The organism is Streptomyces desertarenae, from assembly GCF_042681365.1.
Lineage (GTDB): Bacteria > Actinomycetota > Actinomycetes > Streptomycetales > Streptomycetaceae > Streptomyces > Streptomyces desertarenae.
On sequence record NZ_JBHUFU010000003.1, the window covers coordinates 426,179 to 441,066 of the forward strand.

13 protein-coding genes are annotated in these 14,888 nt (G+C 75.5%); 12 read left to right on the forward strand and 1 reads right to left on the reverse strand.

Annotated features, from left to right (window positions below):
• Positions 1–227: 227 nt before the first annotated feature.
• The 12 genes from ACFSJS_RS07995 to ACFSJS_RS08050 all read left to right on the forward strand — a co-directional run bounded on the left by ACFSJS_RS07995 (position 228) and on the right by ACFSJS_RS08050 (position 13,945).
• Positions 228–2,693: a PQQ-dependent sugar dehydrogenase gene (locus tag ACFSJS_RS07995; RefSeq protein WP_380898285.1), complete on the forward strand. Its 2,466-nt coding sequence runs from the start codon at positions 228–230 to the stop codon at positions 2,691–2,693.
• A gap of 141 nt (positions 2,694–2,834) precedes the next feature.
• Positions 2,835–4,178 (forward strand): ThuA domain-containing protein, encoded by a 1,344-nt coding sequence (locus ACFSJS_RS08000; RefSeq protein WP_380898287.1) that lies wholly within the window; start codon positions 2,835–2,837, stop codon positions 4,176–4,178.
• A 113-nt stretch (positions 4,179–4,291) separates the two neighbouring features.
• Entirely contained in the window at positions 4,292–5,479 is a 1,188-nt protein-coding gene (locus tag ACFSJS_RS08005; protein ID WP_380898288.1) for an inositol-3-phosphate synthase, read from the forward strand.
• Positions 5,431–6,381, forward strand: a complete 951-nt coding sequence (locus ACFSJS_RS08010) for an SCO3242 family prenyltransferase (RefSeq protein ID WP_380898290.1) — start codon at positions 5,431–5,433, stop codon at positions 6,379–6,381. Before ACFSJS_RS08005 ends, ACFSJS_RS08010 begins: the two co-directional genes overlap by 49 nt.
• Entirely contained in the window at positions 6,378–7,259 is an 882-nt protein-coding gene (locus ACFSJS_RS08015; protein ID WP_380898292.1) for a sugar phosphate isomerase/epimerase family protein, read from the forward strand. The genes ACFSJS_RS08010 and ACFSJS_RS08015 overlap by 4 nt, the downstream gene beginning before the upstream one ends.
• Entirely contained in the window at positions 7,253–7,930 is a 678-nt protein-coding gene (locus tag ACFSJS_RS08020) for an EboA domain-containing protein (RefSeq protein WP_380898294.1), read from the forward strand. Before ACFSJS_RS08015 ends, ACFSJS_RS08020 begins: the two co-directional genes overlap by 7 nt.
• Positions 7,930–8,805: a TatD family hydrolase gene (locus ACFSJS_RS08025; RefSeq protein WP_380898296.1), complete on the forward strand. Its 876-nt coding sequence runs from the start codon at positions 7,930–7,932 to the stop codon at positions 8,803–8,805. The genes ACFSJS_RS08020 and ACFSJS_RS08025 overlap by 1 nt, the downstream gene beginning before the upstream one ends.
• Before the next feature lie 3 nt (positions 8,806–8,808).
• A complete protein-coding gene (eboE, locus tag ACFSJS_RS08030) occupies positions 8,809–9,993 on the forward strand; it encodes a metabolite traffic protein EboE (protein WP_380898298.1) in 1,185 nt (394 codons plus the stop codon).
• On the forward strand, positions 9,990–11,396 hold the full coding sequence (locus ACFSJS_RS08035; RefSeq protein WP_380898300.1) for an alkaline phosphatase family protein: 1,407 nt from the start codon (positions 9,990–9,992) through the stop codon (positions 11,394–11,396). Before eboE ends, ACFSJS_RS08035 begins: the two co-directional genes overlap by 4 nt.
• Before the next feature lie 66 nt (positions 11,397–11,462).
• Complete coding sequence (locus ACFSJS_RS08040; RefSeq protein ID WP_380898302.1) at positions 11,463–12,491, forward strand: sugar phosphate isomerase/epimerase family protein; 1,029 nt, start codon at positions 11,463–11,465, stop codon at positions 12,489–12,491.
• 168 nt (positions 12,492–12,659) lie between these two features.
• Positions 12,660–13,571 carry an EamA family transporter gene (locus ACFSJS_RS08045; protein WP_380898304.1) on the forward strand — a complete coding sequence of 304 codons (912 nt, stop codon included), beginning with the start codon at positions 12,660–12,662 and terminating at the stop codon, positions 13,569–13,571.
• A 113-nt stretch (positions 13,572–13,684) separates the two neighbouring features.
• Positions 13,685–13,945, forward strand: coding sequence for a DUF3072 domain-containing protein (locus tag ACFSJS_RS08050; RefSeq protein ID WP_380898306.1), 261 nt, complete (start codon positions 13,685–13,687; stop codon positions 13,943–13,945).
• Positions 13,946–13,968: 23 nt separating this feature from the next.
• Here ACFSJS_RS08050 and ACFSJS_RS08055 read toward each other — a convergent pair.
• A partial coding sequence (locus ACFSJS_RS08055; RefSeq protein ID WP_380898308.1) for a multicopper oxidase domain-containing protein occupies positions 13,969–14,888 on the reverse strand: 920 nt, incomplete at its 5' end.

Sequence of the window (14,888 nt, forward strand, 5' to 3'; positions counted from 1 at the left end):
GGCGTGTCGCCGGGCCGATCCCCCCTGCCCTTGCGTTGTTTGTCTATATAAAGGGAAAAGTCAACCTGTCAGGTGGTAAAGGGCTTTCCGGATCGGGTGAAGCCCGTTACGGTCCCTTTGAGATGTACAGGTCATCCCCCACCGTCCCCGTTCCCCGCCCCCGCCCGGACCCCCCCCGGTGCGGTGGCGTGTACCTGTCACACCCCGTCATCCCCCGGAGGACACCCGTGCACAGGAAAAGGCCCAGACTCCGCACCGCCCTCGCAACCCTCACCAGCACCCTCCTCGTCGGCACGGCCCTCACCCTCACCGCCCCGCAGGCCGGCGCCCGCGACGATCCCGCCGGCCGGAGCGGCACCACCGCCGCCGAGGAGTTCCAGCAGGTCGCACTCGCCCAGGGCGCGGCCGAGACGGGGGAGCCCATGTCGCTGGCCGTCCTCCCCGACCGCTCCGTGCTCCACACCTCCCGCGACGGCACGCTCCGGATCACCGACGCCGCGGGCAACACCCGGATCTCCGGGAGGATCCCCGTCTACTCCCACGACGAGGAGGGACTCCAGGGTGTCGGCGTCGACCCGGACTTCGCCCGGAACCGGGCGGTCTACCTCTACTACGCGCCGCCGCTGAACACCCCGCCCGGCGACGCCCCCAACGAGGGAACGGCCGAGGACTTCGCCCCCTTCGACGGCGTCAACCGCCTCTCCCGCTTCGTGCTGAACGAGGACGGCACCCTCGACCCGGCCAGCGAGAAGAAGGTCCTCGACGTGCCCGCCACCCGCGGCATCTGCTGCCACGTCGGCGGCGACATCGACTTCGACGCCGAGGGCAACCTCTACCTGTCCACCGGCGACGACTCCAACCCGTTCGCCTCCGACGGCTACACCCCCATCGACGAGCGGGCCGGCCGCAACCCGGCCTACGACGCCCAGCGGACCTCCGGCAACACCGACGACCTGCGCGGCAAGATCCTGCGCATCAAGGTCGCCGACGACGGCTCGTACACGATCCCCGAGGGCAACCTCTTCCCGCCCGGGACGGAGAAGACCCGCCCCGAGATCTACGCCATGGGCTTCCGCAACCCCTTCCGGATGAGCGTCGACCGGGCCACCGGCATCGTCTACGTCGGCGACTACGGCCCCGACGCGGGCACCGCCGACCCCGCGCGCGGCCCCGCCGGGCAGGTCGAGTTCGCCCGCGTCACCGGCCCCGGCAACTTCGGCTGGCCCTACTGCACCGGCGACAACGACCCCTACGTCGACTACGACTTCGCCACCGGCACCTCGGGCGAGCCCTTCGACTGCTCCGCGCCGAGGAACACCTCGCCGAACAACACCGGCCTCACCGAGCTGCCCCCGGCCCAGCCCGCCTGGATCCCCTACGACGGCGGCTCCGTCCCCGAGTTCGGCTCCGGCTCGGAGTCCCCGATGGCCGGACCGGTCTACCGCTACGACCCCGGGCTGGACTCCCCGGTGAAGTTCCCCGAGGCCTACGACGGCGACTTCTTCGCAGGCGAGTTCGGGCGGCGCTGGATCAAGCGCATCGAACACGACGCGGACGGCACCGTCCAGGCCGTCAACCCCTTCCCCTGGACCGGCACGCAGATCATGGACATGGCCTTCGGACCGGACGGCGCGCTGTACGTCCTGGACTACGGCACCGCCTGGTTCGGCGGTGACGAGAACTCCGCGCTCTACCGCATCGAGAACGCCAGCGACGGGCACTCCCCGGTCGCGCAGGCGAAGGCCGACCGCACCTCCGGCCGGGCCCCGATGAGGGTCTCCTTCTCCTCGGCCGGCAGCTCCGACGCCGACGGCGACGCCCTGACCTACTCCTGGGACTTCGGCGACGGCACCACGTCCACCCAGCCCAACCCCACCCACACCTACCGCACGAACGGCACCTACACCGCCACCGTGACCGCGAAGGACCCCTCGGGACGCACGGGTTCGGCCTCCGTCCACCTCACCGTCGGCAACACCGCCCCCACGGTGGTGCTCGAACTCCCCGGCGACGGGCAGCTGTTCACCTTCGGCGACGAGGTGCCCTTCAGGGTGAGGGTGAGCGACCCCGAGGACAGGAGGATCGACTGCTCCCGGGTGAAGGTCACCTACATCCTCGGCCACGACAGCCACGGACACCCCGTCACCTCGGCGACCGGCTGCTCCGGCACGATCCGGACCAGCGCGGACGGCGAGCACGACCCGAACGCCAACATCTTCGGGGTCTTCGACGCCGAGTACACCGACCTGGGCGGAGGCGGCCAGCCGGCCCTGACCACCCACGACCAGAGCGTCGTCCAGCCCCGGCACCGCCAGGCCGAGCACTACGGCGACTCCCACGGGGTGGGCGTCGTGGCCCACGCCCCGGCCCACGGCGGCCGGACGGTCGGGAACATCCACGACGGCGACTGGATCGCCTTCGAGCCCTACCGCGTCGGGAACGCCACCTCCCTCACCGCGCGGGTGGCCTCCGCCGGTTCCGGCGGCACCCTGGAGGTCCGCACCGGATCCCCCACCGGCAGGCTGATCGGCTCCGCCGAGGTGAAGCCGACGGGCGGCTGGGAGGCCTACACCGACGTCACCACGCCCATCAAGCGGGCGCCGTCCGGGACGACCACGCTCTACCTGGTCTTCAAGGGCAGCGGCGGCGGGGCGCTCTACGACGTCGACGACTTCACCTTCACCACCGGCTGACCCCGCCCGGCCCCGCCTCCCGGGCCCGGCATCCGGGAGGCGCAGGCCGGCTCCGCCCCGGACAGCCTCCCCGCACCGATTCCCGCGGGCCGGGGCGGGCACCCGACGGACCGCCCGCCCCGCCCGAGGAAGGACATCCCCATGCACGCATCCGCACGCCTCGCCGCCGCCGCGGGCGCCGCGGCGCTGCTGCTGGCCGCCACGGCCCTGCCCGGCAGCGCCGCCCCGGCGGACCCGCACGGCCCCCGCGCCGAGGGAAGCCGCGTCCTGGTCTTCTCCAAGACCGCGGGCTTCCGCCACGACTCCATCCCCGACGGCGTCGCCGCCGTCCGCGACCTGGGCGAGGAACACGGTTTCACCGTCGACGCCACCGAGGACGCCGGCGCCTTCACCCGCGGAAACCTCGCCCGCTACGACGCGGTGGTCTTCCTCTCCACTACCGGCGACGTCCTGAACACCGCCCAGCAGAGGGCCTTCGAGCACTACGTCGGGAAGGGCGGCGGCTACGTGGGCGTCCACGCCGCCGCCGACACCGAGTACGACTGGCCCTTCTACGGCGGGCTGGTCGGCGCCCACTTCCACTCCCACCCGCACATCCAGCCGGCCACCGTCGACGTCGAGGACCGGGCACACCCCGCCACCGCCCACCTGGGCGCGGAGTGGGAGCGCACCGACGAGTGGTACAACTACCGCACCAACCCCCGCGGGCAGGCCCACGTCCTCGCCGCGCTCGACGAGTCCTCCTACACCGGCGGCACCATGGGCGGGGACCACCCCATCGCCTGGTGCCAGACCTGGCGGGGCGGCCGCGCCTTCTACACCGGCGGCGGCCACACCCGGGAGTCGTACGCGGAGCCGGCCTTCCGCGCCCACCTGCTGGGCGGCATCCGCTACGCCACCGGGGCGGCCCACGCCGACTGCCGCCCCGAGAACGGCTACGCCCCGCTCTTCGACGGCACGGGCACCGACGGCTGGAAGCAGGCCGGACCGGGCTCCTTCACGCTGGAGGACGGAACCCTGACCTCCCGCGGAGGCATGGGCATGCTCTGGTACGAGGCGAGGGAGTTCGCGTCGTACTCGCTGAAGCTCGACTGGCGGATGTCCGGGGACGACAACTCCGGCGTCTTCGTGGGCTTCCCGGCCTCCGACGACCCCTGGTCCGCGGTGAACCGCGGGTACGAGATCCAGATCGACGCCACCGACGTCCCCGAGCGGACCACCGGATCGGTGTACGGCTTCCGGTCCGCCGACCTCGAGGCCCGCGACCGGGCGCTCAACCCGCCGGGGGAGTGGAACACCTACGAGATCCGCGTCGAGGGCGAGCGGCTGCGGGTCTGGCTCAACGGCGTGCCGGTCAACGACTTCACCAACACCGACCCCGCGCGCAGCCTGCGGCAGGGGCACATCGGCATCCAGAACCACGGGGACGGGGACGAGGTGTCCTTCCGGAACATCCGGCTGAAGGAACTGCCGGCCGGGAGCTGATCCGACGCCCGGCGGGCCCGGCCGCCGCCGGGGCCGCCGCGCCCCGGACCGGCGGCGGCCGGGCCCGCGCCCGCCCGAGCAGTGCCGCGCCACTCATCCCACGGGAGGCAGCCATGACCACCGACCGCCACGACCAGCCCCGCCCCGAGACCACCGGCTCACCGGGCGGCACCGGACCGCACCCCCGACCGGCACCCCGCACGGGGGTCTGGCTCGTCGGGGCACGGGGATCGGTCGCCACCACCGCGGCGGCCGGCTGGGCGGCGGTCACCGCGGGACTGCACCCGCCCACCGGCATGGTCACCGAGACCGCCCCCTTCGCCGGCTGCGGACTGCCGTCCCTGGCGGACCTGGTCGTCGGCGGCCACGACACCTCCGACTGCCCCCTGCCCAAACGCGCCGAGGCCCTGGCGGAGGGCGGCGTCCTGCCCCACGGCCTCCCGGCCGCCGTCCACGCCGAACTGGCCGCCGTCGACGCGGCGATCCGCCCCGGCGGTCCCCAGCCCGGCGACGGCCGCACCGACGAGGAACTGATCGACGCCTTCGCCGCCGACCTGGACGCCTTCACCGCCGGCCGCGGGCTCGACCGCACCGTCGTCGTCAACGTCGCCACCACCGAACCGGCCCCCGCCCCCGGAGGCGACCGCCTGCCGCCCAGCGCCCTCTACGCGGCCGCGGCCCTCCGCGCCGGCTGCCCGTACGTCAACTTCACGCCCTCCGCGGGACTGCACCATCCCGCCCTGGCCGACGCGGCCGCCCGCTCCGGGCTGCCCCACGCGGGCCGTGACGGCAAGACCGGGCAGACCCTGCTGCGGTCGGTGCTCGCGCCGATGTTCCTCCACCGGGCCCTGAGGGTGCGCGCCTGGTCCGGCACCAACCTCCTGGGCGGCGGGGACGGGGCCGCCCTCGCCGACCCGGCCGCCGCGGCCGCCAAGAACGCCGGCAAGGCCCGGGCGCTGGCCGACACCCTCGGCTCGGTGCCCGAGGGAGAGGTCCACATCGACGACGTGCCGGCCCTCGGCGACTGGAAGACCGCCTGGGACCACATCGCCTTCGACGGATTCCTCGGCACCCGGATGGTCCTGCAGACCATCTGGCAGGGCTGCGACTCCGCGCTGGCCGCACCGCTCGTCCTCGACCTCGCCCGGCTGACCGCCGCCGCCCACGCCGCCGGACTCTCCGGGCCCCTCCCCGAACTGGCCTTCTTCTTCAAGGACCCGGATCCGGGCGCCGCCCCCGACCTGCCCGGGCAATGGCGCGACCTGCTCTCCCTCGCCGACCGCCTGCGGGAGGGGGCGTGAACCCCCGGCCGGGCGGACGGCGGCGGGCCTGGGCCGAACTGCTGCGCGTCTCCGCCCTGCTCACCGTCCCCGGCGACGCCCTCGCCGGTGCGGCCGCCGCCGGGCACGCCCCCGGGCGCCGCACCGCGCTCGCCGCCGGCGCCTCCGTCTGCCTCTACGAGGCGGGCATGGCGCTCAACGACTGGGCCGACCGCGGGACCGACGCCGTGGAACGCCCGGAGCGCCCGCTGCCGTCCGGCCGCATCGCCCCCGGCGCGGCCCTGGCCGCCGCGGGCGGCCTCACCGCCGCCGGACTGGGCCTGGCAGCCGCCGCCGGACGGCCCGCCCTGACCGCGGCCGGGGCCCTGGCCGGTGTGGTGTGGGCCTACGACCTGCGGTTGAAGAACACCCCCGCCGGCCCCTTCGCCATGGCCGCCGCCCGCGCCCTGGACCTCCTCCTGGGGGCGGTGGCCGCCGCACCGGCTCCGCCGGACGCGCGCCGCGCGGCGCGGCGCGCGCTGCCCTCGGCCGCGCTGCTCGGCACCCACACCCTCGCCGTCACCGCCGTCTCCCGGCGCGAGGAGCGGGGCGGCTCCACCCTCCGGCCACTGGCCGCGCTCGCCGCCACGGCCGCCGTCGGCCGCGCCGCGGCCGGCCCGCTCACCGTCCCGCGGGGAGCGGGGGCGTCCGCGGCCGCCGCCCTCGCCGCGCTGTACGGGGCCACCGCCGCCCGGCCGTACACCCACGCCGCCCTCAACCCGTCGCCCCAGCTCACCCGGCGGGCCGTCGGCGGGGGGATCCGCGCCCTGATCCCCCTCCAGGCCGCGCTCGCCGCCCGCGCCGGCGCACCGGGGACCGCCCTGCCGCTGGCCGCGCTGCTGCCCCTCGCCCGCCGCCTGTCCCGAAAGGTCAGCCCCACATGACCCCTCCGCGCAGCCCACTGCGCCTGGCCTACGGCACCAACGGACTCGCCGACCTGCGCCTGGACGACGCCCTCGGCCTGCTCGCCGACCTCGGCTACGACGGGGTCAGCCTGACGCTGGACCACATGCACCTCGACCCGCTCGCCCCGGCCCCCGAACTGGCCGCCCGCACCCGGCACACCGCCCGCCGCCTGGAGAGCCTGGGACTGGCCGTCGCGGTCGAGACCGGGGCGCGCTACGTCCTCGACCCGCGCCGCAAGCACCACCCCACCCTCCTCGACCCGGACCCCGGCGCCCGCGCCGCCCGCACGGAGCTGCTGCTGACCGCCGTGCGGATCGCCGCCGACCTGGGCGCGACGGCCGTGCACTGCTTCAGCGGCCGCACCCCGCCCGGCACCGGACCGGAGGAGGCCTGGAAGCGGCTGGCGGAGGCCGTCACCCCCGTCCTGGAGGCGGCCCGCTCGGCGGAGGTGCCGCTCGCGGTCGAACCCGAGCCGGGCCACCTGCTGGCCGACCTGGCCGGCTTCCACCGCCTGCGCACGGACCTCGGCGACCCCGGCGGGCTGGGCCTGACCCTGGACATCGGTCACTGCCAGTGCCTGGAGCCGGAGCCGCCCGCCGACTGCGTGCGCGCCGCCGCGCCCTGGCTGCGCCACGTCCAGATCGAGGACATGCGCCGGGGGGTCCACGAGCACCTGCCCTTCGGCGAGGGGGAGATCGACTTCCCGCCGGTGCTGGCCGCGCTCCACGAGGCCGGGTACGGGGGCCTGGTCGGCGTGGAGCTGCCCCGCGACTCCCACGCCGGGCCCGCCTTGGCGGAGGCGTCCCTCGCCTTCCTGAGGGAGGCCGAGCGGGCGGCCGGAGGTGCCCCGTGCTGACCGGCCGCGGGATTCCCGCCCTCCACGGGGAGCTCGCCGCGCGCCTCGACCCGCCCGCCCGGCAGTGGCTGGACCGGGCCCTGGCCGAGGCGGCGCGGGCGGCGGAGCACGCGGACCGGGAGGAACCGGGAAGGGCCCCGGACGTCCTCCCGCCCGCCTGGGAGCTCCACTTCGCCGCCGCCGGACGCCACTGCCGCTCCGCCCGGCGGCCCGGCGGCGGCGATCCCGCCGACGCCGCCCGCGTCCTGCTGCTCCGCGCGGCCCGGGCCGACGCGGCCACCGCGGCGCGCCTGTACGAGCACGGCACCGCCGACGAGCGGCGCGCCGTCCTGCTGGCCCTGCCCCACCTCGACGTGGGCGACGCCGCCGTGCCGCTCGTCGAGGACGCCCTGCGCACCAACGACACCCGGCTGGTGGCCGCCGCCGTCGGTCCGTACGCCGCGGCCCGCCTCGACGCGCACACCTGGCGCCACGCCGTCCTGAAGTGCCTGTTCACCGGCGTTCCGGTGGCCGCCGTCGCCGCACTGGCCGAGCGGGCCCGCGGCGACGCCGAACTGGCCCGCATGCTCGGCCACTACGCGGCCGAGCGCACCGCCGCCGGCCGGCCCGTCCCCGACGACCTCCACCGCGTGCTGGACCTCGCCGCCACCCCCCACCCCCAGGAGGGCTGATGCGCATCTTCGACCCGCACATCCACATGAGCTCCCGCACCACCGACGACTACGAGGCCATGTACGCCGCCGGGGTCCGGGCCGTGGTCGAACCGTCGTTCTGGCTCGGCCAGCCCCGCACCTCGCCCGAGAGCTTCCGCGACTACTTCGCCTCCCTGCTGGGCTGGGAGCCCTTCCGCGCCGCCCAGTACGGCATCGCCCACCACTGCACCATCGCCCTGAACCCCAAGGAGGCCAACGACCCGCGCTGCGTGCCCGTCCTGGACGAGCTGCCCCGCTACCTCGTCAAGGACGGGGTGGTCGCCGTCGGCGAGGTCGGCTACGACTCCATGACGCCGGCCGAGGACCACGCCCTGGCGGTGCAGCTCCAGCTCGCCGCCGACCACGGCCTGCCCGCCCTGGTCCACACCCCCCACCGCGACAAGCTCGCCGGGCTGCGCCGCACCCTCGACGTCGTGCGCGAGTCCGCACTCCCCGCGGAGCACGTGCTGCTGGACCACCTCAACGAGACCACGGTGCGGGAGGCCAGGGACTCCGGCTGCTGGCTCGGCTTCTCCGTCTACCCCGACACCAAGATGGACGAGGCCCGCATGGTCGCCCTCCTCCAGGCGTACGGTCCGGAGAAGGTGCTGGTCAACTCCGCCGCCGACTGGGGCAGGAGCGACCCGCTGAAGACCCGCAGGGTCGGCGACGCCATGCTCGCCGCCGGCTTCGACGAGGACGACGTCGACCGGGTGCTGTGGCGCAACCCCGTGGCCTTCTACGGGATCAGCGGCCGGCTCGTCCTGGAGGCGGGGAGGACCGGCGCCACCCACGAGGGCAACTCCGTGCTGCGGGGCGTGGAAGCCCTCCCGGCGCAGGCAGGGGGGGAGTGAGGGATGCGCTTCCGCCACCCCGACGGCACCACCGTCCACCTCGCCTACTGCACCAACGTCCACCCCGCCGAGGACCTCGCCGGAGTGCGCCGCCAGCTCCGCGACCACGCCGAGCCCGTCCGCCGCCGCCTGGGCCGCGACCGCCTGGGCATAGGCCTGTGGCTCGCCCGCGACGCCGCCCGCGCCCTGACCGCCGACCCCGCCGCCGTCCGCGCGCTGCGGTCCGAACTGGACGACCGCGGCCTGGAGGTCGTCACCCTCAACGGCTTCCCCTACCGGGGCTTCGGCGACCGGGTCGTCAAGGGCCGCGTCTACCGGCCCGACTGGACCGAGCCCGAGCGGCTGGAGCACACCACCGACCTCGCCCGCCTGCTGGCCGCGCTGCTGCCCGACGACGTGGCCGAGGGCACGGTCTCCACCCTGCCGCTCGCCTGGCGCACCGGCTTCGGCGCGCAGGGCGCGCAGGCCGCCCGCGCCGCGCTCACCGCCCTCGCCCAGCGGCTCGACGCCCTGGAGGAGCTCACCGGCCGGTCCATCCGCGTCGGCCTGGAGCCCGAGCCCGGCTGCGCCGTGGAGACCACCGCGGACGCGGTCCGCGCCCTCACCGCCCCCGGCGCCCCGCCGCGCGAGCGGATCGGCGCCTGCCTGGACACCTGCCACCTCGCCACCCAGTTCGAGGACCCCGGCGAGGCGCTGGACGGCCTGACCGCCGCCGGAGTCCCCGTCGTCAAGGCCCAGCTCTCGGCCGCCCTCCACGCCGAGGACCCCCGCGATCCGGCCGTGCGCAAGGCGCTCGCCGGCTTCGCCGAACCCCGCTTCCTCCACCAGACCCGCGTCCGCACCCCGGACGGCACCGTCCTGGGCACCGACGACCTCGACGCGGCGCTCGCCGACGACGGGCCCCTGCCGGCCACCGGCCCCTGGCGCGCCCACTTCCACGTGCCCCTGCACGCCGTCCCCGAGCCCCCGCTCGCCTCCACCCTGCCGGTCCTGCGCGACGCGCTGACCCGGCTCGCCGGCGGCCCCGAGCCCCTCACCGGCCACCTGGAGGTGGAGACCTACACCTGGCAGGCCCTTCCGGCCGCCCTGCGGCCCCGCACCCGGGCGCAGCTCGCCGACGGCATCGCCGCCGAACTCGCCCTCGTCCGCGACCTGCTGACCGAACTCGGACTGAAGGAGCTGCCGTGACACCGGATCCGACGCCGCCCGCGAGCCGCCGCCCGAACCCGCTCCTCGTCCTCGACGTCGTCGGGCTCACCCCCCGGCTGCTGGACCGGATGCCCCGCCTGCGCGCCCTGGCCGAGAGCGGCTCCCGCGCGCCCCTGGGCACCGTCCTGCCCGCCGTCACCTGCTCCGCCCAGGCCACCTTCCTGACCGGTGCCGCCCCCGCCGAGCACGGCATCGTCGGCAACGGCTGGTACTTCCGCGACCTGGGGGAGGTGCTGCTGTGGCGGCAGCACAACCGCCTCGTCGGCGGCGACAAGCTGTGGGACGCCGCCCGCCGCGTCCACCCGGGCTACACGGTGGCCAACGTCTGCTGGTGGTACGCCATGGGCGCCGACACCGACTACACCGTCACCCCGCGCCCGGTCTACCGCGCCGACGGCCGCAAGGAGCCCGACTGCTACACCCGGCCGCCCGAGCTGCACGACGAACTCACCGACGCGCTGGGCACCTTCCCCCTCTTCCACTACTGGGGGCCCGGCGCCGGCCTGGCCTCCTCCCGGTGGATCATCGACGCCACCCGCCACCTGCTGCGCACCCGCGCCCCCGACCTCGCCCTGGCCTACGTCCCCCACCTGGACTACGACCTCCAGCGCCACGGCCCGGACGACCCGCGCTCCCACGCCGCCGCGGCCGACCTCGACCGGGCCCTGGCCCCGCTGCTGGACGACGCCCGCGCCGAGGGCCGCACCACCGTCGTCCTCTCCGAGTACGGCATCACCGCCGTCGACCGGCCGGTGGACGTCAACCGGGCCCTGCGCCGGGCCGGGCTGCTGGAGGTCCACACCCAGGACGGCATGGAGTACCTGGATCCCACGGCCTCCCGGGCCTTCGCCGTCGCCGACCACCAGATCGCCCACGTCTACGTCCGCCGCCCCGAGGACCTCGACGCCGCGCGGGCCGCCCTCGACGGGCTGCCCGGCGTCGGCGAACTCCTCGGTGACGAGGGCAAGAAGGCGCACGGCCTGGACCACCCCCGCTCCGGGGAGCTGGTGGCCGTCGCCGAACCCGGTGCCTGGTTCACCTACTACTACTGGCTCGACGACGACCGCGCCCCCGACTTCGCCCGCACCGTGGAGATCCACCGCAAGCCCGGCTACGACCCCGCCGAGCTGTTCATGGACCCCCTCGACCCGTACGTCCGCCTCCGGGCGGCCTCCGCGCTCGCCCGCAAGAAACTCGGCCTGCGCTACCGCATGGCGGTCGTCCCCCTGGACCCGTCGCCCGTGCGCGGCAGCCACGGCCGCCTGCCCGCCGGCGAGGACGACGGGCCGGTGCTGCTGTGCTCCCGGCCCGGAGCCGTCGGCGGCCCGCTCGCGGCGACCGACGTCAAACCCCTCCTGCTCGGCCTCGCCGGGCTCTCCTGAGGACCACCGCCCCACCGAACCCGCCCCCCACCGGACCCGCCACGGACCCACCCAAGGAGCCGCGACATGGCCACCTCCTCCCACGACGAACTCGCCCACGTCCTGCGCCGCAGGGGATTCCTCGGCGTCGCCGCCGGAACGGCCGCCGCCGCCCTGCTGGGAACGGCGACGGGCGGCGCCGCGGCGGCCGCCCCCGCCGCGTCCCGCCGCCCCGCCCGCCCGCTGGTCCCCCGGGGCAGGCTGGGCATCCAGCTCTACAGCCTCCGCGACCAGGTCTCCACCGCCGGCTTCGCCCGCGTCTTCGAGGAGCTGCGGCGCCACGGCTACGAGGAGGTGGAGTTCGCCGGCTACACCCAGGGCTCGGCGGGCCCCATCACCCTGCGGCAGCTGCGCCGCCTGGTCCGCGACAACGGGCTGCGCGCGGTGGGCAGCCACGTGGGCTACCACTCCTCCGACCCCGGCGCCTACACCTTCGCCACCAACCTGGAGAAGGTCCTCGACGACGCCCAGGCGCTGGGCCTGAAGCACATCGGCACCGCCAGCGGACCGTTCCGCTACGGTTCCACGGTGGACGCCTGGAAGCGGGCCGCGGAGGACTTCAACACCTACGGCGCAGCCGCCCGCGCCCGCGGCATGACGTTCTACCAGCACAACCACGCCGAGGAGTTCTCCTTCGCCTCCGACCGGCCCGACGTGCGGCTGTACGACGTGCTGCTGGCCGAGACCGACCCCGACCTGGTCCACCTGGAGATGGACATCTACTGGGCGTTCTGCGCCCAGTTCCGCTTCGGCACCCGCCCCGACGGCGTCCCCGCGCCCTTCGACCCGATCGACTACGTCCTGGCGGCCCCGCACCGCTACCCGCTCTTCCACGTGAAGGACGGCGACAGGGACCCGTCGACCCGCGACGGCTACCGCATGACGGACGTCGGCGACGGCGACATCGACTACGAGCGGTTCATCGGCGGCGTCGAGCGGCTCTCCCGCCGCCGCGGCCACCACTGGATCGCCGAGCACGACAACCCCGGCGACTCGCTCCGCTTCGCCCGCCGCTCCGCCGCCCACCTGCGCTCGCTGCGCGAGGACGGCTGCTGAGCGGCGGAACCGGCGGCGAGGGGCGCCCTTCTGCCGGTGCGCGGCGGGGGCGCCCCCCGGGGGCGCCCCCGACCGGCGGGGACGAGGGGCGCCCAAGACCTCGTCCCCGCCCCGTCGCAGGCGCTTCGACCCCATGACGCGCGGCGCCCGGTCGTCGATAATCCACCCGTGCCCAACACCGACGTCGACAGGGGCCGAAGCGGCCCGTCCCCCCGACCCTCCCCGACCGCGCGGGCCGGACGTGCCGTCGGCGCGATCCCGCCACCGGCCCTGGTGCTGCTCGGCATCGTCAGCGTCCAGCTGGGCTCGGCATCGGCCAAGCACCTGTTCGATGCGGTGGGCAGCTTCGGGACGGTCGCGCTGCGGCTGCTCCTCGCGGCGGCGGTGCTGATGCTGCTGTGGCGGCCGTCACCGCGCATGGGCCGCCGCGCCTGGACGGCGGTGCTCGGCTACGGCGTGGTTCTCGGCTCGATGAACCTGTGCTTCTACCTGGCGCTGGCCCGGATCCCGCTGGGGATCGCGGTGACCGTCGAGTTCCTCGGGCCGCTGGTGGTGGCCCTGGCCGGGTCGAGGCGGTGGCCGGACGTCCTGTGGGCCGTGCTCGCGGCGGGCGGCGTGGTCCTGCTGATGGAGGGACGCGGCGACCTCGACCCCGTCGGCCTGCTGTTCGCCCTCGCCGCGGGAGCGTGCTGGGGCCTGTACATCCTGGTCGGCGCGGCGCTGGGCCGCCACACCGCGGAAGGCGACGGCCTGGCTCTGGGAATGGCCGTCGCGGCGCTGATGGCCGTGCCGTTCGGCGTGGCCGACAGCGGATCGGCGCTGCTGCAGCCGTGGGTCCTGGCTGCGGGGCTCGGCGTGGCGCTGCTGTCGTCGGTGATCCCGTACTCGCTGGACCTGGAGGCACTGCGCAGGATCCCACCGCGCGTGTTCGGCGTCCTGATGAGCCTCGAACCGGCGGTGGCGGCCCTCGTCGGCCTCGTCGTGCTCGGGGAGTCGCTGCGCTGGCCGCAGTGGATCGCGGTGCTGTGCGTGGTGGTCGCGTCCGCGGGCGCCGCGCGCGGCGCCCGCCCGGACGCCTGACCCCGGACCCCTCCGGCCGGACCCGGGGCCGGGCGGGTGATTTCCCCGCCCGGCCCCGGCGGGCGCGCGCCGGGGAGGTGACACCGGCGGCGGCACGGGGTACCCGCCCCGGCATGACGGAACAGAACCCGGACAAGGACGTCGAGGACTGGGTCACCGGAGAGGAGCCGGCGACCGGTCCGCAGTTGAGCTACCTGCAGACCCTGGCCCGAGAGGCGGGGGAGGAGGTCCCCGGGGACCTCACGAAGGCGCAGGCGTCGCAGATGATCGACCGTCTCAGGGGGAAGTCGCCCAGGACGGCGGGGCAGGAGGGCGGGGGAGGCCCCGGGGGCGCGGGCGGCGCGGAAGGACCCGACGAGGGCCGCGCCTCCTGAGCCCGGGGCGCTCACCCGGCCGGTCAGGGGTGCCCGTGCCCCGGCGGGTGGTGCGGCTCGTGGCCGGGGACGGTGCCGTCGGGCTTGGCCACCAGGAGCAGTCCGGCCATGCCCATGTCGGAGTGGCTCTGGACGTGGCAGTGGTACATCCACGCCCCGGCGCCCACGTTCTCCCCGGCGATCACCTGGAAGCCGAACGAGTCCGCCGGTCCGGTGATCTTGTTGTCGATGACGCGGCTGGGATCGTCCGGCCCCTCCAGCAGACCCGTGCGGTTGTCCGCCCAGCGGTGACCGTGCAGGTGGAACGTGTGGTAGAACTCGCCGTGCGTGATCATGACGATCTCCACCCGGTCGCCCACGGTCGCCTCGAAGTCCGGGGTCTCGCCAGCCGTCCTGTTGTTGATCGTCATGTCGTTGAAGACGATGGTGAACTGCCTGTCCGGCAGGACGTCGCCCTTCCGGCGGACCACCACCGGCCCGTACAGGCCCCGGCGGATGCCGCCGGTGCCGTGCTCGGTGCCCACGACGTGGTCGTGGTAGTGCCAGTATCCGGCGCTGCCCGGCCGCCAGGTGCCGTCCCCGCGCCTTGCGGGCGTGTGCGTGCGCCAGGTGTAGGTGCGCTTCCCGCCCGGCGGCACGGTGCTGCGGCTCATCCGGGTGCCGTCGTTGTCGATGTCGTAGTCGACGCCGTGCACGTGGAGGCTGACCTCCACGTCCGTGGTGTTCTCGAACTCGATGTGCACGGTGTCGCCCTCGACCAGCTCGATCATCGGGCCCGGGATCGTGGCCCTGCCCTTCTCCAGGCCGTAGCCGAGCTGCCCGCCGGGCAGCTTCTCCGCGTACATCCGCAGGTGCCGCACCTCGCCGCCGGCCCGCGCCCCGCGGACCGCCCCCGCCGCGGCGGCGGGGGCGGCGGGGGCGGGGGCGGCCGCGGCGGGAACGG

Bases quoted from the DNA above. Each gene is read 5' to 3' on its own strand.
- ACFSJS_RS08000 (WP_380898287.1), top strand. From the start codon at position 2,835: ATGCACGCATCCGCACGCCTCGCCGCCGCCGCGGGCGCCGCGGCGCTG.
- ACFSJS_RS08005 (WP_380898288.1), top strand. From the start codon at position 4,292: ATGACCACCGACCGCCACGACCAGCCCCGCCCCGAGACCACCGGCTCA.
- ACFSJS_RS08010 (WP_380898290.1), top strand. From the start codon at position 5,431: ATGGCGCGACCTGCTCTCCCTCGCCGACCGCCTGCGGGAGGGGGCGTG.
- ACFSJS_RS08015 (WP_380898292.1), top strand. From the start codon at position 6,378: ATGACCCCTCCGCGCAGCCCACTGCGCCTGGCCTACGGCACCAACGGA.
- ACFSJS_RS08025 (WP_380898296.1), top strand. From the start codon at position 7,930: ATGCGCATCTTCGACCCGCACATCCACATGAGCTCCCGCACCACCGAC.
- eboE (WP_380898298.1), top strand. From the start codon at position 8,809: ATGCGCTTCCGCCACCCCGACGGCACCACCGTCCACCTCGCCTACTGC.
- ACFSJS_RS08040 (WP_380898302.1), top strand. From the start codon at position 11,463: ATGGCCACCTCCTCCCACGACGAACTCGCCCACGTCCTGCGCCGCAGG.
- ACFSJS_RS08050 (WP_380898306.1), top strand. From the start codon at position 13,685: ATGACGGAACAGAACCCGGACAAGGACGTCGAGGACTGGGTCACCGGA.